Source organism: Plantibacter sp. (assembly GCF_059073635.1).
In genome coordinates, this window is sequence record NZ_JCACOF010000008.1 from 73,723 (window position 1) to 94,886 (window position 21,164).

The 21,164-nt window shown below is 66.8% G+C and carries 18 protein-coding genes; 10 read left to right on the forward strand and 8 right to left on the reverse strand.

From position 1 onward, the window contains the following. Positions 1-56 precede the first annotated feature (56 nt). The 5 genes from AC5JOC_RS07555 (at position 57) to trxA (ending at position 7,347) form a co-directional block, all read left to right on the forward strand. Entirely contained in the window at positions 57-1,736 is a 1,680-nt protein-coding gene (locus AC5JOC_RS07555; RefSeq protein WP_494245992.1) for a DHA2 family efflux MFS transporter permease subunit, read from the forward strand. Between the two features lie 134 nt (positions 1,737-1,870). Then, positions 1,871-4,210: a DUF6049 family protein gene (locus AC5JOC_RS07560; protein ID WP_426738995.1), complete on the forward strand. Its 2,340-nt coding sequence runs from the start codon at positions 1,871-1,873 to the stop codon at positions 4,208-4,210. Further along, positions 4,203-5,819: a murein biosynthesis integral membrane protein MurJ gene (gene murJ / locus AC5JOC_RS07565; protein WP_079704314.1), complete on the forward strand. Its 1,617-nt coding sequence runs from the start codon at positions 4,203-4,205 to the stop codon at positions 5,817-5,819. The genes AC5JOC_RS07560 and murJ overlap by 8 nt, the downstream gene beginning before the upstream one ends. A gap of 151 nt (positions 5,820-5,970) precedes the next feature. Continuing rightward, on the forward strand, positions 5,971-6,981 hold the full coding sequence (trxB, locus tag AC5JOC_RS07570) for a thioredoxin-disulfide reductase (RefSeq protein ID WP_086472471.1): 1,011 nt from the start codon (positions 5,971-5,973) through the stop codon (positions 6,979-6,981). Between the two features lie 45 nt (positions 6,982-7,026). After that, the gene (gene trxA, locus AC5JOC_RS07575; RefSeq protein WP_064294045.1) at positions 7,027-7,347 is read left to right on the forward strand and encodes a thioredoxin; all 321 of its coding nucleotides are present in this window, start codon (positions 7,027-7,029) and stop codon (positions 7,345-7,347) included. Between the two features lie 269 nt (positions 7,348-7,616). Here the strand turns inward: trxA and AC5JOC_RS07580 are convergent, their stop codons facing one another. The 8 genes from AC5JOC_RS07580 to rpmH form a co-directional block, all read right to left on the reverse strand. Next, entirely contained in the window at positions 7,617-8,675 is a 1,059-nt protein-coding gene (locus AC5JOC_RS07580) for a ParB/RepB/Spo0J family partition protein (protein ID WP_079704316.1), read from the reverse strand. Then, entirely contained in the window at positions 8,675-9,577 is a 903-nt protein-coding gene (locus AC5JOC_RS07585) for a ParA family protein (protein ID WP_274500041.1), read from the reverse strand. Before AC5JOC_RS07585 ends, AC5JOC_RS07580 begins: the two co-directional genes overlap by 1 nt. Before the next feature lie 2,200 nt (positions 9,578-11,777). Beyond that, positions 11,778-12,419: a 16S rRNA (guanine(527)-N(7))-methyltransferase RsmG gene (gene rsmG, locus AC5JOC_RS07590; protein ID WP_494245995.1), complete on the reverse strand. Its 642-nt coding sequence runs from the start codon at positions 12,417-12,419 to the stop codon at positions 11,778-11,780. Positions 12,420-12,449: 30 nt separating this feature from the next. Further along, positions 12,450-12,953 carry a Jag family protein gene (locus tag AC5JOC_RS07595; protein WP_064294041.1) on the reverse strand — a complete coding sequence of 168 codons (504 nt, stop codon included), beginning with the start codon at positions 12,951-12,953 and terminating at the stop codon, positions 12,450-12,452. Between the two features lie 8 nt (positions 12,954-12,961). After that, on the reverse strand, positions 12,962-13,945 hold the full coding sequence (gene yidC / locus AC5JOC_RS07600) for a membrane protein insertase YidC (RefSeq protein WP_124767832.1): 984 nt from the start codon (positions 13,943-13,945) through the stop codon (positions 12,962-12,964). Positions 13,946-13,954: 9 nt separating this feature from the next. After that, positions 13,955-14,266, reverse strand: coding sequence for a membrane protein insertion efficiency factor YidD (gene yidD, locus AC5JOC_RS07605; RefSeq protein WP_079003764.1), 312 nt, complete (start codon positions 14,264-14,266; stop codon positions 13,955-13,957). After that, the gene (gene rnpA / locus AC5JOC_RS07610; RefSeq protein WP_338000133.1) at positions 14,263-14,694 is read right to left on the reverse strand and encodes a ribonuclease P protein component; all 432 of its coding nucleotides are present in this window, start codon (positions 14,692-14,694) and stop codon (positions 14,263-14,265) included. Before rnpA ends, yidD begins: the two co-directional genes overlap by 4 nt. Beyond that, positions 14,633-14,770: a 50S ribosomal protein L34 gene (gene rpmH, locus AC5JOC_RS07615; RefSeq protein WP_056010217.1), complete on the reverse strand. Its 138-nt coding sequence runs from the start codon at positions 14,768-14,770 to the stop codon at positions 14,633-14,635. The genes rnpA and rpmH overlap by 62 nt, the downstream gene beginning before the upstream one ends. 327 nt (positions 14,771-15,097) lie before the next feature. Between rpmH and dnaA the strand changes: the two genes are divergently transcribed. The 5 genes from dnaA to AC5JOC_RS07640 all read left to right on the forward strand — a co-directional run bounded on the left by dnaA (position 15,098) and on the right by AC5JOC_RS07640 (position 21,047). Beyond that, positions 15,098-16,519 (forward strand): chromosomal replication initiator protein DnaA, encoded by a 1,422-nt coding sequence (dnaA, locus tag AC5JOC_RS07620; protein ID WP_064294038.1) that lies wholly within the window; start codon positions 15,098-15,100, stop codon positions 16,517-16,519. A 561-nt stretch (positions 16,520-17,080) separates the two neighbouring features. Then, positions 17,081-18,232: a DNA polymerase III subunit beta gene (gene dnaN / locus AC5JOC_RS07625; protein WP_064294037.1), complete on the forward strand. Its 1,152-nt coding sequence runs from the start codon at positions 17,081-17,083 to the stop codon at positions 18,230-18,232. Positions 18,233-18,249: 17 nt separating this feature from the next. Continuing rightward, positions 18,250-19,140 (forward strand): phosphogluconate dehydrogenase (NAD(+)-dependent, decarboxylating), encoded by an 891-nt coding sequence (gnd, locus tag AC5JOC_RS07630; RefSeq protein ID WP_064294036.1) that lies wholly within the window; start codon positions 18,250-18,252, stop codon positions 19,138-19,140. Positions 19,141-19,300: 160 nt separating this feature from the next. Further along, positions 19,301-20,530: a DNA replication/repair protein RecF gene (gene recF, locus AC5JOC_RS07635; RefSeq protein WP_494246000.1), complete on the forward strand. Its 1,230-nt coding sequence runs from the start codon at positions 19,301-19,303 to the stop codon at positions 20,528-20,530. Continuing rightward, on the forward strand, positions 20,523-21,047 hold the full coding sequence (locus tag AC5JOC_RS07640; protein ID WP_079704322.1) for a DciA family protein: 525 nt from the start codon (positions 20,523-20,525) through the stop codon (positions 21,045-21,047). The genes recF and AC5JOC_RS07640 overlap by 8 nt, the downstream gene beginning before the upstream one ends. Positions 21,048-21,164: the final 117 nt, after the last annotated feature.

Genomic DNA, 21,164 nt, shown 5'->3' on the forward strand with positions numbered 1-21,164 from the left:
ATCAGCCTCGAGAAGGCGCATAATCAGAATATGCAGCCAGCTGATCGTTTCCGCGCATGACGGAGTCCACGCCTTCCGCGAAGCCTGAGCGCTCGCCGTCGGACCGTCGCAAATGGTTCGGCCTCGTCGTCATCAGCATCGCCGTCGCCCTCATCATCGTCGACTCGACGATCGTCAACGTGGCGATCCCGTCGATCGTCGACGACCTCGGGATCTCCTCGACCCAGGTGCAGTGGGTCCAGGAGTCCTACACGCTCGTCTTCGCCGCACTGCTCATCGTGTTCGGCACGCTCGCCGACCGGTTCGGCCGTCGTCGCATGCTGCTCATCGGCGTCGTGGTCTTCGGCGGAGCCTCCGTCTTCGCCGCCATCGCGCCGACGGGCGACCTCCTGATCCTGTCCCGGGTCATCCAGGGCGTCGGCGGCGCGATGATCCTGCCGACGACCCTCTCCATCATCAACGCGACCTTCCGAGGCCGCGACCGTGCGATCGCCTTCGCGGTCTGGGGCTCCACGATCGGGGGCATGGTGGCGGTCGGTCCGCTCCTCGGCGGCTGGCTCACCACCGACTTCTCCTGGCGCTGGGCGTTCGGGATCAACGTGCCGCTCGGTGTCCTCATCATCGTCGGACTGCTCCTGTTCGTATCGGAGTCGCGGGAACCCGCGACCGACCGCATCGACGCCGTCGGCGCCGTCCTGTCGATCCTGACGAGCGCGTCCCTCGTCTACGGACTCATCGAGGGCCGGAGTCTCGGGTGGTGGCTCACGGACACCCCGCTCGTCATCGGGGACTGGACCTGGCCGTTCACCCTCTCCCCGGTACCTGTGGCCCTCATGGTCACGGTCCTCGCAGGTGTCGCGTTCGTCCTCTGGGGACGCCACCGGATGCGCCAGGGGCGCAGCACGATCATCGCGTTCTCCCTGTTCTCACTGCCGTCGTTCCGGAACGGCAACATCGCCGCCCTCATCGTCTCGCTGGGGGAGTTCGGCATCATCCTCTCGCTGCCGATCTGGCTCCAGTTCGTCCTCGGCTACAGCGCACTGCAGACCGGTCTGATCCTCCTGGCCCTCGCGATCGGTTCCTTCGTCGCGAGCGGGTTCGCCGGCGCGTTCGGCAACCGGGTCGCGCCCGTCCTGATCGTCCGCGTCGGCATCGTCGCGGAGATCATCGGTGTCGCGGGCATCGGGCTGGTCGTCGGGCCGGCGACCGAATGGTTCGCGATCGTGCCGTTCCTGTTCGTCTACGGCTTCGGCGTCGGTCTCGCCACCGCACAGCTGACGGGCGTCGTCCTGAAGGACGTGCCCGTCGAGCAGAGCGGCCAGGGCTCCGGGACGCAGAGCACGGCGAGGCAGATCGGCTCGGCACTCGGTATCGCCGTCCTCGGGACCATCCTCTTCGTGAGCACGGCGTCGGTCCTCGACGGACGACTCGAGGACGCCGGTGTGCCGACCGCGCAGCGCGACGCCCTCGTGACGAGTGTCGTCGACAGCTCGGGCGCCGCCATCGCCGGTCTCGACGCGAACCCGGCGACCGCGACGGTGGCCGAGGACGCCAGGATCGCCCTGTCGGACGGCACCCGCTCCGCGGCGTTCGCGGCCGCAGGATTCCTGGCCGTCGGCTTCCTCGCCACCCTGTCGCTCGGCGCCGGGCGCCGGGAGGACCGAGAGGACGAAGCCGGAGCACGAGTGGACGGGACGGACTCCTCCGAGACGTCCGACCCGGCCCCGCGGGCGTAGGACGCGAGGCCGCCTCACACCTCCGCCGACGTCGCATCGGCGTCGTACAGCGCACAAGCATCCAGGTTCGACTGGGAGGCCCCCGTACAATCGTCACCGGACGGCTCCGCCCGAGCGGACCGTCCCCACCGCCCATGACACGCCACCGCCACCGCCCACGCCTCCTCAGCGCCCTCGCAGCAGCCGCGCTGTCGTTCGCCGTGGTGTCCGCCGGCGGATGGTCCACGGGTTCCAGCGCGATCGCCTCGCCCGAGCTGAGCGCGAACACGGCATCGACTCCCGACGGCCTCGTGTCCGTCGAGGTGAGTCCGAGCGACGGGGGAGCGGTCGAACCCTCGTCCCTCACCTCGTTCGGCATCACGCTCACGAACGGCACCGACGCCGATCTCCCCGCCGGCTCCGTGTCCGTGGCGATCACCACGGCGCGGATCACCGGCACGGCGGCGCTCGACGCCTGGCTCGACACGACCGGTGCGGACGCGGCCGCGACCCCCGCCGGCACCACCGTGGTGCGGACGATCGACATCCCCGAGCTCATCGCCGGGCAGCAGTACGTCGTCAGCGGGCTCGACTTCACTCCTCCGGCGCTGGGGTTCGACGACACCGACGCGTGGGGCTCCTACGGCGTCTCAGCCGGCTACGTCGCGGGCGACACGGCGGCCGGAGGTCGGACGGCGCTCGTCTGGCGGGCGCAAGGACAGCCCACGTCAGCCACCGTCGCGCTCGTCGCCCCGCTCACCGTGCCGCTCAGTTACGGCGGACTCCTCGATGCGGACGAACTCACCGAGCTCACGGCCGACGACGGCGCGCTCACGACGCAGCTCGACGCACTCTTCGGCGAGCAGATCGCGCTCGGGATCGACCCACGCATCATCGCGTCCATCCGGGCGCTCGGCACGCGCGCACCGGAGAGCGCCGTCGCCTGGCTCGCCCGCCTCGAGGCCGCTCCGAACGAGACCTTCGCGCTCCAGTACGGCGACGCCGAACCCGCCGTGCAGGCCGAAGCCGGCCTCGACCGACTGCTGACCCCGAGCTCGTTCTCCTTCGCCCTGAACGTCGCCGACTTCCCCGTCGTGCAGCCGACCGAGACGCCCACCCCGACCGCGTCGCCGACCACCGGGCCCGACGACGTCCAGCCGACTCCGCAGGCCGGCTCCTCACCGGCCACGTCCTCCGAACCATCGGCGGCAGCCACTCCGTCGGAGGAACCGGCACCCACACCGAGCCCCTCCGAGACGCCCGGCCAGGCGGTGCCGACCGTTCCGACGATGGACGAGCTCCTCAGGTGGAGTTACTCGCTCCCCAGCATCGTGTGGGCGGGCGGCGCGGTGACCGATGCGGATCTCGCCGTCTTCGCCGCATCGGGCGGAACGGTCACGTTGCTCGACTCCGCGAACACGACCGACACCGGACAGTCCGTGCGCGCCTCGACGGCGGTCGGCACGGCGCAGACGCTGCTGGCCGACCACGGCCTCGCCGAGTCGCTGGGCGACGCCGCCGCCGCCACGACGGACGCCGCGTTCGAGAGCGCCATCGCCGACGTGAACGCGCGGGCGGCCGCCATCGGCACCGAGGGTTCGTCCGGCGGAACGGTCGTCGCCGTGCTGCCTCGGGGAGTGGACGCGACCCTGCCCGCCCTCGCCGACACCGTGAACGCGCTCCGCTCCCTGCCGGCCACGACGCAGACCTCCCTGGCGGCGACGCTCGCCGAGCCCCCTGCCGCGGCGACGCTCGGGGCGATGGCACCCGACAGCGAACGCGTGTCCGACGTGCAGGTCCTCCTCGACGAGGAACAGGACGTCACCGCCTTCTCCTCGGTGCTCGACGAACCCGAGCTGCTGACCGGACGGGAGCGCGCCACCCTGCTCTCCAGCCTCGCGGCCGGCTGGCTGCGTACGGAGGGCGACTGGGGATCGGCGGTGACCGCGCAGCAGGAACGGACGGACACGGTCCTCGCGTCGGTGCGCGTCACCGACAGCAGTCGCATCAACATGGTCGGCGGCGAGGTGTCCCTGCCGTTCGCCGTGCGCAATGACCTGCCCTATCCCGTCACCGTGGTCATGGAGGCCTCGCCGAGCAACGGTCGACTGAGCATCTCCGGTTCCGTGACGCAGGAGATCGCCGCGGACTCGCGCGCCACCGTGCTCGTCCCCGTGCAGTCGCAGATCGGCAACGGCGACGTCACCCTCCGTCTGCAACTCTTCAGCACCAGCGGGCAGGCGATCGGCGAACAGTCCTTCGTGGGCGTGAACGTCCGCGCCGACTGGGAGGGCATCGGTGCCGTCGTCCTCGCCCTGCTCGTCGCCCTGCTGTTCGTCAGCGGTGTGGTCCGCATGGTGGTGAGCCGACGAGCCAAGCGACGCGGCTCGGGTGCCACGTCCGCCGCCCCCACAGATGCTCCGGACAGCGGTCAGCCCCCCGGCGGTGAGCCCCCGGTAGAGTCGTCACCCGGACGACAGGAGACGAATGGCTGACGGCATCGGCAGGGCGAGCGCGCTCCTCGCCTCGGGAACCCTCGTCTCCCGACTGCTCGGCTTCGTCAAGGCGATCCTCGTGGCTCAGGCCATCGGCGTCCTGGTCATCGGCGACACCTTCGCGATCGCCAACCAGCTCCCGAACACGATCTACGTCATCATCGGTGGCGGCGTGCTCAGCGCCGTGCTCGTGCCACAGATCGTCCGTGCGGGGATCCATGCCGACGGTGGCAACGCGTACATCAACAAGCTCGTCACCATCACCCTCGTCTTCATCGGCGGGGCCACCGCGCTCATCACCCTGCTCGCACCCGTGTTCGTGTTCATCGTCGCCGCGACGCTGTCGCCTGATCAATTCGCGCTCGCGACGGCATTCGCCTACTGGTGTCTCCCGCAGATCCTGTTCTACGCGCTCTACACCGTCCTCGGGGAGGTCCTGAACGCACGCAAGATGTTCGGACCGTTCACCTGGGCACCGGTGCTCAACAACGTCATCGCGATCGCCGGGCTGATCGCCTTCATCACGCTGTACGGCAGCGGCGACCTCGCGGTCAGCGAGTGGACCGACGGTCGAACGGTGCTCCTCGCAGGCTCCGCCACCCTCGGCGTCGTCGTCCAGGCCGCCTTCCTCATGCTGTTCTGGCGTCGGGCCGGACTGCGTTTCCGACCGGACTTCCAGTGGCGAGGCGTCGGCCTCCGCGCCACCGGGCGGATCGCCAGCTGGACCTTCGGCATGCTGCTCCTGACGACCGGTGCGGGGATCGTCGAGACCCAGATCGTCGCTTCCGTGAGCAAGCAGGGACCCTCGGTCGCGATCCTCAACTACGCCTGGCTGATCTTCATGCTCCCGCACTCGATCATCACCGTCTCGATCGCGACGGCCTATTTCACGCGGATGAGCGAGCACGCGCAGGGCACACGCGATCGCGGACGGGACATCCCGCGGCTGCAGGCCGACATCTCCGGGGCCATCCGCGTCGTGAGCGTCCTCATCGTGCTCGCAGCGGCCGTCATCATGGTGGTCGCCGTGCCGTTCGGCAGTGTCTTCGCCGAGACGTTCGAACAGGCGCAGGCGATGGGCGGCATCATCATCGCGTTCGTGATCGGACTCGTGCCCTTCTGCATCCTCTTCGTCCTCCAGCGCGCCTTCTACGCCCTCGGAGACACGAAGACGCCCTTCTTCTTCACCCTGTTCCAGACCCTCCTGTTCGTCCTCCTGGCGCTGATCGTGCTCCTGGTCCTCCCACCGCATCTGGTGGGTGCCGGCGTCGCGCTCGCCATCACGATCGCGTGCATCGCACAGACCGTGGTCGCCGCACTGCTGCTCCGGCGCCGGCTGGGGGGTCTCGACGGCCGACGTATCGTCCTGAGCCTGGTCCGGTTCATCGCCGCCGCCGTGCCTGCGGCTGTGGTCGGAGTCGTCGTGCTGCTGCTGCTCGGCGGTGTCAGCGAGGAGGGGTTCCCGACCGCCACGATCCCCGGCGCCATCGTCACCATGGCCGTCGTCGGGGCGGCGATGGCCGCCGTGTACCTCGCGGTGCTCGCCCTCCTCCGCACGCCGGAGCTCAAGGCGGCCTTGGCGCCCGTCCTCGCCCGCTTCGGGCGCTGACACCCACGCGTCGACACCACCTCACGCACACCGGCTGAGAGCTGCCCGAGGCCCCGGGGGGAGCGGAATAGCGGCCGGTTAGGATGTGTTACACCACTCGGAACCCCGGAACCCACCTGGTCCGGGAGCCCACGAACCACTGAGGAGCATCGTGCGTCAGGTCATCATCATCGGATCAGGACCCGCCGGCTACACGGCGGCGATCTACGCTGCCCGCGCCTCGCTGCAGCCGCTGCTCGTCGCGTCATCGGTCGAGGCCGGCGGCGAGCTCATGAACACCACCGAGATCGAGAACTTCCCCGGCTTCCCCGAGGGCATCCAGGGCCCCGAGCTCATGATGAAGCTCCAGGAGCAGGCAGAGCGGTTCGGCACCGAGGTCCTCTACGACGACGTCACCGAGCTCAAGCTCGACGGCGACGTCAAGACGGTCACCCTCGGCAACGGACAGGTGCACGAGGCCCACACCGTGATCTTCGCCACCGGCTCCGCCTACCGCAAGCTCGGCCTGCACGACGAAGAGCGACTCTCCGGCCACGGTGTGTCCTGGTGCGCCACCTGCGACGGCTTCTTCTTCAAGGAGAAGACGATCGCGGTCATCGGCGGCGGCGACAGCGCCATGGAGGAGGCCACCTTCCTCACGCGGTTCGCGTCGAAGGTGTACGTCATCCACCGCAAGGACACCCTGCGCGCGTCGAAGATCATGCAGGACCGTGCGTTCGCGAACGAGAAGATCGAGTTCATCTGGAACAGCGAAGTCGCCGGCATCACCGGCGCCGACGCGGTCGACGGCGTGACGCTGCGCTCGACCACCGACGGCACCGAGACACACCTGCCGCTCGGTGGCCTCTTCATCGCGATCGGCAACGACCCGCGCACGCACCTCATCCACGGCCAGCTGGAGCTCGCCCCCGAGGGCACGATCGCCGTCAAGGGCCGCTCGTCGAAGACCAACCTCCCCGGCGTCTTCGCCGCGGGCGACGTCATCGACCCCACGTACCGACAGGCCATCACCGCGGCCGGCAGCGGCACCATCGCCGCCCTCGACGCGGAGCACTACCTCGCAGACCTCGAGCAGGCTGCTGGGGAAGCGTCGGCCATCGGCGAAGCACAGACGGCCGGTCGTCCGCAGCCGGCCGACCCCGTGCTCACCACCACCGTTTGATCGACGGCCAGGCTGTCGGCCTGGCCACCACGAAGGAGAACACTCATGTCAGATGCAGTCACCGAGGCCACGTTCGACGAACTGGTCATCAACAGCGACAAGCCCGTCCTCGTCGACTTCTGGGCCGCCTGGTGCGGTCCGTGTCGCGCGGTCGGCCCGATCCTCGACACGATCGGCTCCGAGAACAGCGACAAGATCACCGTTCTCAAGCTGAACGTCGACGAGAACCCGAACCTGGCCATGAAGTACCAGATCACCTCCATCCCCGCGATGAAGGTCTTCAAGGGTGGCGAGGTCGTGCAGACCGTCATCGGCGCCAAGCCGAAGGCCGCACTCGAGAAGGATCTCGCGGCTTTCCTCGCCTGATCAGGTTTTTCTGAACCACGGAACCGCCCGGCTCATCTGAGCCGGGCGGTTCTTCGCTGTCGAGGAGTTTCACGTGAAACACCCCGAATTGTCGCTCTGATCAGGGGTTATCAATCACAGTGCACCCGCGCCGCGCTTCGACAGAGCTCAGTAGCCGAGATGGGGTGGCTGTCCGCCAATCCACGGATTCCACCGCGTTGGTCCCTGAGCTTGGCGAAGCGCATACGGGACCCCGCGGCCGAACGGCCCATGTTTCACGTGAAACAGCGTCAGGAAGACTGACCGAATCCTGACTCGCCAAGCTCGCTCAGGATGCGGTTGAGGTCGGCGATGGTCGCGAACTCCACGACCATCTGTCCCTTCTTCGCACCGAGCGTCACCTTCACGCGGGTGTTCAGGCGGTCGCCGAGGCGGTCTGCGATCTCATCGAGTTGTCCGCGTCGCGATCCGGCCACCGGACGCGGCTTCTTCGCCTGAACACCCTGAGCCGCAGCAGCCTCGGCCGCGCGAACCGACAGGTCCTCGTTCACGATCTTGTCGGCCAAGCGCTGCTGTGCCTCAGGATCGGTCAGCGACAGGATGGCGCGAGCATGTCCGGCGCTCAGCACACCGGCAGCGACGCGCTGCTGCACGGCCGCCGGCAGCTTGAGCAGGCGGATGGTGTTGCTGATCTGGGGGCGGGAACGACCGATGCGGTTGGCAAGCTCGTCCTGGGTGATTCCGAAGTCGGCCAGGAGCTGCTGGTATGCAGAAGCCTCCTCGAGCGGATTCAGCTCCGAGCGGTGCAGGTTCTCGAGCAGCGCATCGCGCAGCATGTCCTCGTCGGCGGTGTCCTTGATGATCGCGGGGATGCGGTCGAGACCCACCTCCTTGGAGGCGCGAAGACGGCGCTCACCCATGATGAGTTCGTATCGTTCGTCGTCGCCAGGGATCGGTCGGACCACGATCGGCTGCAGCACGCCGACCTCACGGATGCTCGTGACGAGTTCGGCGAGGTGGTCCTCATCGAAGACCGTGCGCGGCTGGTTGGCGTTCGGCACGATCAGTTCGGGGGAGAGGTACGCCAGCCGGGCACCGGGGACGGCCACGAGCTGCGGCCCATCTGCCGTGGTCGCAGCGGCGTCCGGTGCAGTGGGGGCGTCGGCTGCCGCCGCCTCTGCTGCGGCGGCGTCCGCGGCGGCAGTAGCCGCGTCCTTCGCCGCCTTGCGGGCAGTGCCCTGGTTGTCGGGGAAGAAGACGTCGACGGGACGGTTCGCCTGCGAGTCTGAACTCGTCGTCGGAATGAGTGCACCGATCCCGCGACCGAGTCCAGTTCGTTTCGTTGCCATCAGTGACTGACTCCCTCAGGGTGGTTCGTATCGGGTGTATCGGAGGAGCCTGCGGCCCATCGGTTGGCGATCTCCGCCGCTGCTTCGAGATAGGACACCGCGCCGAGTGACGTGGGGTCGTAGCTGATGACGCTCTGCCCGAAGCTGGGGGCTTCGGAGATGCGCACCGCTCGTGGGATGACCGACTCGAGGACCTGCCCGGTGAAGTGGTCTCGGACGTCCTGGGCCACCTGCTGCGCGAGGTTGGTGCGCCCGTCGTACATCGTCAGGAGGATGGTGCTGACGGCGAGCCCTGGGTTCAGGTGCCGCTGGATCAGCTGGATGCTACTGAGGAGCTGACTCAAGCCCTCGAGCGCGTAGTACTCGCACTGGATCGGGATGAGTACCTCTTTGGCCGCGACGAAGGCATTGATCGTCAGGAGGCCGAGGGACGGCGGGCAATCGATCAGGACGTAGTGGAACGGCTCTTCGGCGTCCTGGATGAACTGTTCGAGCGCCGTGCGGAGTCGGTGCTCACGCGCGACCTGTGACACGAGTTCGATCTCCGCGCCGGCGAGATGGATCGTCGAGGGAGCGCAGAACAGCGTGGGGAACTCGGGGCTCTGCTGGACGACATCGGCCAGGGGGAAGTCGTCGATCAGGACGTCGTAGACACTCGGGACGTCCGAGTGATGCTCGACACCGAGTGCGGTTGACGCGTTCCCCTGGGGATCCAGGTCGATCACGAGGACACGAGCGCCCGAACGAGCGAGGGCGGCGCCGATGTTGACGGTGGTCGTCGTCTTGCCGACTCCACCCTTCTGGTTGGAGACCGTGAAGACCCGAGTGTGGTCGGGCGTCGGCAGGGTTGCGTGAGCCAAGGCTTTACGCCTCTCAGTCAGATGGTGGAGCTCGCGAGCCAACGGCGTGGACGCGTCGAAGGCGCTACCAACGGAGTCGCGCTCGGGAGCCGCGGAATGCGTTGGTTCGGGTTGTTTCACGTGAAACCTTCTTGCTCGAAACGTGTCCTTCAACCGTACCAGCGTGGGCTGACGCCAGGGGAGCGATCTCCGACAGTGATCGGGGGAGTGCGTACGCACGGAGGCCCTCGAGCGCCGTTTTGCGACACCCGCATATCGTCGAACGTCCCGGATGGTGCCCAGAAGGGACACCTCCCCCTCCTGCGTCCACAGGGTTATCCACAGGGCACCGGCGTGGCCGATCCCGCGCAACCGCGCGAGCCCCGGGCGTGCAGGTCGATGCTGGTCAGATCAACCCGAGACGAGACCGGCGGACGTGTGTTGACAACCATGTGGGAGGTTCCTCTGCGATCAGGCGGAGATCCGCGTCTTTCCGCGGAAGTTCGTACCCGCACGTCCCACTCCGGGCCCGGCACGTCCGGGCTCTCGCCCCGGTGTGAGTTGGCCACAGTGCGGTGGTGGGCCGGGCGGGGCCCCCTTCTTCGCAGAGGATCACCAGTTCCTGCGGTTGCGCGCCAGAACTGTCCACAGAGTTATCCACAGGCCCCAGTCCCACACGCTCGTATGGTGGAGAGTTGCACGACAGGCACGAGTCCGCGCCAACGTTTCACGTGAAACCGAGACTCCGCGCACGCCGAGCCGTCGGACGGCTCATATCGATAGGCGTCTTCGCAGCCCCTGGCCACAGCCCGCTATCCGCCTCACCGGTGTGATCCCACACTGGGGGAGCGGTATCGACGAAGTATCACGCAACCGGTCCGATCTCACACCCGGTCCGTCGTACCCGGCCGCTGTTTCACGTGAAACCCTCTCGACAGGACCAACGCAACCGATGGGTGTGGTCTCGAGCGCAGGCCAGCCTGCTACCGCGCACTGTGCTCGTCGAACTCAACTTGTCTCCACCACCGCGCTACAGCCACGCAGGAGCAGACCGCCACCCATGTTCCACGTGAAACATCGAACACCGCGGCGGTCCCAGCACGACGGCCTCCCTGGGCGTGCACGCACTGAGTGAACTGGATCACACGACTCCAGGCCGACAGGAACCACTCCTGAGAACGAAGGACTCCAGCGAGTGGCATCGCTCCCACGTTCCACGTGAAACGTCGCGCAATCTCACCCTTCCGGTGGCAAGCACCCTCCGCCGAGGCCACCTGGGCGCAGAATCATGCATCGTCGATCGGGAATACGCCTGCTCCTTCCAAGCTCACAGGAGTCACGAGTACGACATCCGCGGTGCCGGCGCACTTCGACACATCGTTACGCAGAATGGGCGCCGTGCACGGTACCTCGCCGCCGGGGAGAGCGCGGAGTAGCAGCACGGGATGCTCCAATGTGAACGCACCGCACCGCGCCAGAACCTCGAAGAACGGGACGACTTCGACGCACGCGATAGCGGCAGGCAGACCATCCTCTCCTTCTCCGGCCGGCAACTGACCCAGCACCTCCGCCAACACCGACCCGCCGGCGGACATGAGCCTGCCGACGCTCGGGCGCCAGTCGGCCCACAGGAACCTGAGGAACTGGCGGAATGTGCATCTCGCAGCAGGTCTCCAACGACAGGTCCGCCACGTGATGCACCACCGCGAGTCAGTTGAACGTGTGGGACGGGGACGGGGCGACGCATCTTCCCTGCAACCAAGGACAGCCTCGGACCTACCCGGGACTTCGAACGAAGGCCACAGATCCCTGACAAGCCCGACCGGATCACCAACCTGAGAGGTCCACCGTTGCCACCCGCACTCGTCCGCCATCTCCGAAGTGACAGCTAGCTGGCCGGCCACCGCGTCGAGCATCGACGTCTGGGTGTGCCGATCACCGGAGCACGGAGCATCGCCGCCCGTCAATGGCGGGGCCGGCTCCGCGTCACGAGACTCGCGCTACAGGCCGATCGAAGAACATATATGAGATATCAGCAGCAACACTGCTGACAAAGGCCAGAAAACACTCGAATCCAGCCCGCCAAGCGGGCCTGATCCGCGTACGGAATGGACCGGAGAATCGTTCCTGACGAACTCAGGACCCCTGAAATGGCCTCGCTCTCCAGCGGGGTTCGTCAGGAGCCATTCTCCCGAGAGCTCGCAAACCGCCGAACATCGTCTGTGAGGCCCCTCGCGGAGGCCCCAAGAGCTCTCGCCCGACTTCAGCCGCGGACGGTTCCCACGATGACTCGGGTCGGCTCCGCGAGAACGCCCTCGCCGAGCGTTCGAACCTCGACGCCGGAGACCCGGTACTTGCGAAGCTCCTTGGTCGACGCGTCGACCTCCGCCTGCGCGCCGGCACCCTTCATGAGGACCAGCTCTCCGCCGTCCCGAAGCAGGGGAGCGGTGAGGGGGAGTAGCTTTCGCAATGCGCTGACCGCCCGTGCGGTCACCTGGTCGAGGGGCTCATCGAGACGAACCTCCTCAGCGCGCGCTCGCACGACGGTGACGTTCTCGAGCCCGAGGACGCCTACCTGATCGTTGAGCCAGGCGACCCGACGTTCCATCGGTTCGATGAGCACGAACTCGACGTCCGGCCGGGCGATCGCAAGGACCAGTCCAGGCAGCCCCGCGCCAGTGCCGACGTCCCCGACTCGTCCGGGATGAAGGAGCGGGGCCACGATCACGCTGTTGAGGATGTGGCGCGTCCAGAGACGCGGAAGCTCCAGGGGCCCGATCAGCCCGAGTGGCTCACCGAACTCCGCCAGGTTCGCGGCGAATGCACGACCGACATCGATCCGGTCGCCGAACAACTCGGCTGCTTCCGCCGGTTCCGGTTCGAGTCCTGCAGGCACGTCAGTCATCGCAGTTTCACGTGAAACGATCAGGCCGCGTCAGCCGCGGGTGATGACGGTGTGACGGTCGCGGCCTTCGCCGTGCGACTCGGACACGAAGCCGCGAGCCGACACGATGTCGTGGACGAGCTTGCGCTCGTAGCTCGACATCGGGGGGAGTGCCGCCTCGGTGGAACCGGCCTCGATGCGCTCGACCGCTCGCTCCACGAGGGCGCCGAGCTCCTGCTGACGCGCTTCGCGGGATCCGCCGATGTCGAGGATGAGCCGGGAGAAGCCACCGGTACGGTTCTGAACAGCCAGGCGGGTCAGCTCCTGCAGTGCGTTCACCGTGTCGGGACGCGACAGGAGACGCAGGTTGCTCTCCGTGGGGGAGTCGATCGACACGTACGCACGACCATTGCGGGCATCGATGTCGATGTCGCCATCGATGTCGCAGATGTCGAGGAACTCCTCGATGTAGTCCGCTGCGACGTCGCCCTCTTCTTCGAGCTGCGTGATGGTGGGTGCTTCGTCCTGGGCCGGGGCCAGTTCCTGGTCAGTCACCGATACTCCTACTTGTCTCGTCCGTCGGTCTGCTGCTTCTTCGCACGCGCCTTGCCCATGGGCTGCTGGCGCTGCGTCGGGGTCTTCTTCTCGGGTACCGGCGCCTCGGAGATCGAGATGACGTCGCCGTTCGGCGTCATGAGCTTGCCCTTCCGCGCGAGACGCTCCTCCCGAGCCTTCGCAGCGTCGGAACCAGGCGTCGGCATGTTCCGGATGACGAGGAACTGCTGCACCATCGTCCACGCGTTGGACGTCAGCCAGTAGAACATGACGCCGAGCGGGAAGGCGAAGCCGGAGAAGAGGAACACGAAGGGCAGGATGTAGAGGAGGATCCGCTGCTGCTTGAACTGCGGGCTGGCCTTCGTCTCGGCCGACATGTTCTTCGACACGATCTGCAGCTGCGTGATGAACTGCGACGCGCACATGAGGATGACCATGACGGCGGCGATGATGACGACCGCCCAGTTGACCGGGTTGCCGGCGAGTGCCGCCTGCATGCTCGTGTGCAGCGGAGCGATCCCGAAGAGGTTCGCGTCGCCGAACTGCACGGCGAGGGTCTCGTTCAGGGGACCGACGCCGGCCTTGCTCTTCTGGGCGTCGTTGAGCACGGAGAACAGGGCGAAGAAGATCGGCATCTGGACGAGCAGCGGCAGACATCCGCTGACGGGGGAGGTGCCGTGCTTCTTGTACAGCTCCATCGTCTCGCGGGACATCGCCTCACGGCTGGCCTGGTCGCGCTTGCCCTTGTACTTCTCCTGCACCTTCTTCATCTGCGGCGCGATCTCGAGCATCTTGCGCTGGCTCTTGATCTGCTTGATGAACAGCGGGATCAGGGCGGCACGGACGACGAGGACGAGCCCGACGATCGAGAGGACCCAGGTGATACCGGCCGCGGGGTCGAGTCCGATGGCCGTCCACAGCAGGTGCCAGCCCACGAGGAGCAGCTCGACCGCCCATTTGAGCGGCCAGAGAATTGTGCCGATGATGTCCATAGGTGCGGGTCAGCCCTTTCCGTGGCTCGGTTGCACGACAAATCCGTGAGAAGTGACGCTGTACCGGAAGTTCTTCTTGGGTGGCACCTCGTCGAAGCGAGGTGCTGCCCAGGGGTGGCATCTCGCGATGCGGGCCGCTGCCATCGCCGAACCGACGACGACACCGTGTTGCTGCACCGCTCCCAGAGCGTACGCGGAACAGCTGGGGTAATACCGGCAGACGTCGCCGTACAGCGGAGAGATCGCGGCGCGATACCCGCGAAGCGCCAGCACCGCAGCATTGCGGGGCGCGAGGCAGGTGGCAGCGAGGACGCCGTTCATCGGTGCGCGTCCGAACTCTCGACGATCACGCCGCGTTTCGCGAAGGCGCGATCGACCTCGGCATGGAGCGAGGCGAACGGCGCCGTCGCTGCAGACGGCAGCGCCCGGATGACCACGTCAGCGCCGTGGGCAGCCTGAACGACGCTGTCGTGGCAGATGGCCTTCAAGCGACGTCTGACGAGATTGCGGGTCACTGCGTTACCGACCGTTTTCGCAACGATGAACCCGAAGCGCGGCTGTCCGCCCTTCGGGTTCATGCGTACGTACGTGACCGTGTGCTCGCCGACGAACCGGGACCCGCGACGAACTACCCCTCGGTAGTCGTCGCCGGACGTGATCCGGCTCGCACGCTCGAGCACGACGGCTCTACGCGGAGAGTTCGGTGCGGCCCTTGGCGCGACGAGCCGACAGGATGCCGCGGCCGGCACGCGTGCGCATGCGCAGACGGAAGCCGTGCTTCTTGGCGCGACGACGGTTGTTCGGCTGGAAGGTTCTCTTGCTCATAATTACGATCTCCGGATCATGACCCACCACTGCACAGGTGGCAGCAGGGTACGGAAGGGTGCCCGTGGGCAGAAGTCAACTGATTAAACCTACGGTCTACTCGCGCGAAGGTCAAACCAGCGGCGCCCAAACGAATGATTATCCACAGGATTCACAGAAATTGTAGCAGTGACACGCAGGGCGGCCGTACAGTGATTTGGGACTGGGGCGACGTGTTGTTAGCGTAAGCCCTCGGGTTATGCACAGCGTGTGGATAGCACCGCGCTCAGCCCCGAATACTCAGGGGAGAGCCTGTGGATGAACCTGTGAGTATGTGTGGGGAGAACTATGTCGGACGCCGACGATGCGATCGCTGAGACCTGGCAATCGGTGCTCGAGATCCTCTCCGTCGACGACCGCATCACCCCGCCGCTCCGCGGGTTCCTCAACCTCATCGTCCCCAAGGGCATCATGGGCGGCACCTTCTACCTGGAGGTGCCCAACGAGTTCACGATGGGCATGCTCAACCAGCGCATGCGGGCACCGATCCTCGCCGCACTCGCGTCCATCGTCGACGGCGGTCCCGTCGGCAACTACGCGATCGTCGTCAACCCCGACATCGTCGAGGAACGGTACGAGCAGACCGGCTTCCAGCACATCGACCCGGCACCGCTCGAGTCACCGCAACCGCAGCTGACCCCGACCCCCACGCTGCCGGCTCGCGAGAACGACACCCGACTCAACCCGAAGTACAGCTTCGACAACTTCGTCATCGGTCAGTCCAACCGGTTCGCGCACGCGGCCGCGGTCGCCGTGGCCGAAGCGCCGGCCAAGGCCTACAACCCGCTGTTCGTGTACGGCGACTCCGGGCTCGGCAAGACCCACCTCCTCCACGCCATCGGCCACTACGCGATGAACCTCTACGCGGGGATCCGCGTCCGGTACGTGTCCAGCGAGGAGTTCACGAACGACTTCATCAACTCGATCGCCAACAACCGCGGCTCGTTCTTCCAGTCGCGGTACCGCGACATCGACATCCTGCTGATCGACGACATCCAGTTCCTCCAGGGCAAGGCGGAGACGCAGGAGGCGTTCTTCCACACCTTCAACACCCTGCACGATCACAACAAGCAGGTGGTCATCACCAGCGACCTGCCGCCGAAGGCGCTCACCGGCTTCGAAGAGCGGATGCGTTCGCGCTTCGAGTGGGGACTCATCACCGACGTCCAGGCTCCCGACCTCGAGACGCGCATCGCGATCCTGCGCAAGAAGGCGCAGAACGAGAAGCTGCACATCCCGGACGAGGTCCTCGAGTTCATCGCCACCAAGGTGTCGAGCAACATCCGTGAGCTGGAGGGCACGCTCATCCGGGTCGTCGCGTTCGCGAGCCTGAACCGGACCGCCGTCGACATGACGTTGGCCCAGACGGTGCTGAAGGACGTCATCAGCCTCGACGACGACAACGTCATCTCGCCGATCGACATCATCAACACGACGGCCGACTACTTCAAGCTCTCGGTCGACGACCTGTACGGCTCGAGCCGGTCGCAGGCGGTCGCGACGGCGCGTCAGATCGCGATGTACCTCTGTCGCGAGCTCACGAACCTCTCACTCCCGAAGATCGGTCAGCTGTTCGGCAACCGGGACCACACGACGGTCATGTACGCCAACCGCAAGATCACCGACCTCATGCAGGAGAAGCGCTCGATCTACAACCAGGTGACCGAGCTCACGAGCCGCATCAAGCAGAACCTCCGCTACGGCGCCTGACCCCTTGTTCGGTCACTGAGCCTCGCTCGGTCCCTAAGCTTGTCGAAGGCCCCTCGACAGGCTCGGGGACCGGGGAACCGCTACGGCGCCTGACGCGTCCTGGTGAACGTTTCCGGCCCCTCGACGCACTCGGTGCGCTCGAGGGGCCGATTTCGTTCATCAGGCGACGACGAGCGCTCATTCGACGACATGATCCGAGCCCGATCTGTCCACATTCGGACCTCGCAGCCCTGTGGATAACCTGTGGAGAGATGTGGAAGCTCCGGGCAGGCTTGTGAGTGAACATCGTTCACCGGCCTCCGCGTCCCACACCCTCGTGTCGTTCTCTCCACAGGCCACCACCAAGTTACACACATGTAGTTCCCTGTGTTCGAGCGGGTTCGGCGGACTTATCCACAGTTTCCACACCGGTTAAGACTGTTAACCGTTAATTCAATGATCTCTCCGCCAAACAACCTTTCCCCAGGCTCGCTTCTCCACAGCACCTCGTCCCACTCGACCCCGGAAGCAGACCCACTAGCATTGGTGACGTCATCGAGAGCCAGAGACAGGGGACTTGTCGTGCGATTCAGCGTCAACCGGGATGTATTCAGCGAAGCCGTCTCGTTCGCAGTGAAGCTGCTCCCGCAGCGCCCGACGCTGCCGATCCTGAACGGCATCCTCATCGAAGCCGGTGACGACGGTCTCATCCTGTCCTCCTTCGACTACGAGGTCTCCAGCCAGACCGGCATCGCGGCCGAGGTCGAGGAGGCCGGCACGGCACTCGTCAACGGCCGGCTGCTCTCGGAGATCGCCAGCCGCCTTCCGAACGCGCCCGTCCGGTTCAGCAAGGTCGAGAACCGCATCGAGGTCACCTGTGGTTCTGCCCGGTTCACGCTCGGATCGATGCCCGTCGAGGAGTACCCGACGATCCCGCAGGTCGACGCCGACTTCGGCCTCGTGCCCGCCGACGAGTTCGCCACCGCAGTGAGCCAGGTCGCTGTCGCCGCAAGCCGCGACGACGTGACCCCGGTCATCACCGGCGTGCAGCTCGAGGTCTCCAAGACGAGCCTCAGCCTCGTCGCGACCGACCGCTACCGCGTCGCGGTCCGCGAGATCGACTGGGACTCGGGCCAGGGCGACGGTTCCAGCGAGACGATCACGGCCCTCGTGCCGGCCCGCACGCTCCAGGAGGTCGGCAAGACCTTCGGCCACAGCGGCAACATCAACGTCGCGATCACGAATCGCGACGACCGCGAGCTCATCGCGTTCCGGGCCGACCGCAAGACGGTCACCTCGCTGCTGATCAAGGGCAACTTCCCGCCGGTCAAGCGGCTCTTCCCCGAGACGACCGACAACTACGCGATCATCAACACCGCGGAACTCATCGAGGCGACCAGGCGCATGTCGCTCGTCCTCGAGCGCGAAGCGGCTCTCCGCTTCACCTTCACCATCGACGGCCTCACGCTCGAAGCCGTCGGATCCGAGCAGGCGCAGGCATCCGAGGGCATCGACGCCCTCCTCACCGGCGACGACATCGTGCTCTCCCTCAAGCCGCAGTTCCTGATCGACGGTCTGACCGCGGTCCGGAGCGAGTACGTGCGGTTCTCGTTCACGAAGACGGAGAACACGAACAAGCCGGGACCCATGCTCATCACGAGCCAATCCTCCAAGGATCAGCCGGGTGCCGACAGCTACAAGTACCTGCTGCAGCCGAACCTGCTGCTGCGCTGACACGCAAAGGATCCACCATGCACATCGGTCTCGTCGGTCTCGGCAAGATGGGCAACAACATGCGCACGCGTCTGCGTGCGAACGGCATCGAGGTCACCGGTTTCGACCGGAACCCCGATGTCACCGACGTCGCGACGATCAGCGACCTCGTCGCTGCGCTCCCGGCACCTCGCACGGTCTGGGTCATGGTCCCCGCCGGGGCCATCACCGACTCCGTCGTCGAGGAGCTGAACGGCCTGCTCGAGGCCGGCGACCTGATCATCGACGGCGGCAACAGCCGCTTCACGGACGACTTCAAGCACGCTGAGCTGCTGTCGGCGAAGGGCATCGACTACATCGATGCCGGCGTCTCCGGCGGTGTCTGGGGTGTCGACAACGGCTACGGCCTCATGGTCGGCGGTTCCAAGGAGCAGGTGGAGCGGGTCATGCCCGTCTTCGACGCCCTGCGTCCTGAAGGCCCGCGCGATGAGGGCTTCGTCCACGTCGGAGAGGTCGGCGCCGGCCACTACGCGAAGATGGTGCACAACGGCATCGAGTACGCGCTCATGCAGGCGTACGCCGAGGGCTTCGAGCTCCTCGACAAGCGCGAGGACATCATCAAGGACGTGCCCGGCACCTTCAAGGCCTGGCAGCGCGGCACCGTCGTGCGGTCCTGGCTGCTGGAGCTCCTCGTCCGCGCCCTCGAGGAGGACCCGGACTTCGAGCAGATCGAGGGCTACGTCGAGGACTCGGGTGAGGGCCGCTGGACGATCGAGGAGGCCATCGCGAACGCGGTGCCCGTCCCGACCATCTCGGCATCGATCTTCGCCCGCTTCGTGTCGCGCCAGGAGGACTCGCCGGCCATGAAGGCGGTCGCCGCACTCCGCAACCAGTTCGGCGGACACGCGGTCAAGAAGGCCGACGACTGACGACACGACGTCTCCTGACGAACGAAATCGACCCTCCCGGAGCCTTCCGCTCCGCTGGAGGGTCGATTTCGTTCACCCTGCGTCGTCGTGACGGGCGCGCTCGGACGTCCGACGGCGCCCCGACCCGTTCGGCGTCAGGGCGAGGCGGTAGGGTGACGTGGTGATCGTGCGGCACTTGAATCTCACCGACTACCGCAACTACGCGGTGGTCGATGTGGCGCTCGAACCCGGACCCAATCTGTTCGTGGGTCGCAATGGCCAAGGCAAGACCAACCTCGTCGAGGCGATCGGATACCTCAGCAGCCTCGGGTCCCATCGGGTCTCCTCCGAACAGGCGCTCATCCGACACGGTGCCGACGCGGCGATCATCAGGGCGCGCATCGTGCACGACGGTCGTGAGCTGCTCGCCGAGGTGCAGCTCAACCGGGGTTCGGCCAACCGCGCGCAGGTGAACCGGTCGCAGATCAAGCCGCGCGAACTGCCGCGGTACGTGTCCACCGTGCTGTTCGCCCCGGAGGACCTCTTGATCGTCCGAGGCGACCCGTCGGCGCGCCGGCGGTTCATCGACCAGCTCCTCGTGCAGCGGATCCCCCGCCTGGCCGGGGTGATGGCCGACTACGACCGCTCCCTGAAGCAGCGGAACTCGCTCCTCAAGTCGGCGAGGGCGCGTGGGCTGAAGTCCGGGCCCCTGGCGACGCTCGACCTCTGGGACGACCGACTCGTGCAGTACGGCACGGAGATCATCGCCGAACGTCTGCAGCTCCTGGCCATGCTCGGTGGGCCACTGCGTGCCGCGTACGAGGCCGTGGCCGGCGACGATCACCGACCGGTCCTCCTGCCCGTGCTCAGTATCGCCGGCACCGATGCCGAGGACGAGTCGGCAGCCGCCGATCCCACGGAGGGCGTGGAGCCGGGCGCGCCCGTCGATCTGGCGCGCATCGCGGAACGGTTCCGTGCTGCGCTCGCGCAGCGTCGGTCGGCCGAACTCGAGCGGGGCCTGACGCTCGTCGGACCACACCGCGACGACGTGTTCTTCGGTCTCAACGGGCTGCCGGTCAAGGGCTACGCGAGCCACGGCGAATCGTGGTCGTTCGCGCTCGCCGCCAAACTCGCCTCGGCCGAGCTCCTCCGGGCCGACTCGTCCCTCGGCGATCCGGTGCTCATCCTCGACGACGTCTTCGCCGAGCTCGATTCGCGTCGCCGGGAACGCCTCGCGGCCGCGGTCGCGGAGTACGACCAGGTCATCATCACCGCGGCCGTGTTCGACGACGTCCCCGAACGGTTCACCGCGCACGTCGTGCGCATCGAGGCCGGACGGATCGTCGACGGTCCGGAAGATGCGGCCGGCCCAGTGAACGAGCCGCTTCCCACGGAGTCGACGCATGACTGAGCCGCGGCGACTCGGACGGGACGCCGACCCGGCGGGGGAACTCTCCGCCACGGTGTACCTCCGGTTCAAGGAGATCTTCGGTGGCGAACGGATCTCCCGTGATCGCAAGCGCCGCGAACGCTCGGCCGAGGGGCCGCAGGACTCGGTGCCGTACGGTGTCGGTCGCGACCCCAAGGGCCTCGGGACGGTCATCGATTCGCTGACCGCCGGACTCGGGTGGAACTCGCCACTCGCCCAGCACGAGGTCCTCGGGAACTGGGCGGAGTTGTGCGGCGAGGACACCGCCAGGTACTCCGAACCGGTGTCGATCGCGGACGGCGTCCTGCTCGTCCAATGCCAGTCGACGGCCTGGGCGACACAGCTGCGGCACATGCGCCACGAGATCCTCGTCCGCATCGCCGAACGCTATCCCGACGCCGGTGTCGACACGATCCGTTTCCAGGGCCCCGGAGCACCCTCCTGGAAAAGAGGCCCCAGGTCGATCCCAGGGCGTGGTCCACGCGATACTTACGGCTAGGGAGGCAAATACGGCCTCCGGGCATGGAAAAGTGCCTCAAACGGGCGTTTTCTCGCGGCTTCACGGGGTCTGTTTGGTAGGATGGAACGGTCGAATCTCGACGGTTTGGAGCCCTCT

Bases quoted from the DNA above. Each gene is read 5' to 3' on its own strand.
- yidD (WP_079003764.1), bottom strand. From the start codon at position 14,266: ATGAACGGCGTCCTCGCTGCCACCTGCCTCGCGCCCCGCAATGCTGCG.
- AC5JOC_RS07640 (WP_079704322.1), top strand. From the start codon at position 20,523: ATGACTGAGCCGCGGCGACTCGGACGGGACGCCGACCCGGCGGGGGAA.
- AC5JOC_RS07580 (WP_079704316.1), bottom strand. From the start codon at position 8,675: ATGGCAACGAAACGAACTGGACTCGGTCGCGGGATCGGTGCACTCATT.
- trxA (WP_064294045.1), top strand. From the start codon at position 7,027: ATGTCAGATGCAGTCACCGAGGCCACGTTCGACGAACTGGTCATCAAC.
- AC5JOC_RS07560 (WP_426738995.1), top strand. From the start codon at position 1,871: ATGACACGCCACCGCCACCGCCCACGCCTCCTCAGCGCCCTCGCAGCA.
- rpmH (WP_056010217.1), bottom strand. From the start codon at position 14,770: ATGAGCAAGAGAACCTTCCAGCCGAACAACCGTCGTCGCGCCAAGAAG.
- AC5JOC_RS07555 (WP_494245992.1), top strand. From the start codon at position 57: ATGACGGAGTCCACGCCTTCCGCGAAGCCTGAGCGCTCGCCGTCGGAC.
- dnaA (WP_064294038.1), top strand. From the start codon at position 15,098: ATGTCGGACGCCGACGATGCGATCGCTGAGACCTGGCAATCGGTGCTC.
- yidC (WP_124767832.1), bottom strand. From the start codon at position 13,945: ATGGACATCATCGGCACAATTCTCTGGCCGCTCAAATGGGCGGTCGAG.
- rsmG (WP_494245995.1), bottom strand. From the start codon at position 12,419: ATGACTGACGTGCCTGCAGGACTCGAACCGGAACCGGCGGAAGCAGCC.
- gnd (WP_064294036.1), top strand. From the start codon at position 18,250: ATGCACATCGGTCTCGTCGGTCTCGGCAAGATGGGCAACAACATGCGC.
- murJ (WP_079704314.1), top strand. From the start codon at position 4,203: ATGGCTGACGGCATCGGCAGGGCGAGCGCGCTCCTCGCCTCGGGAACC.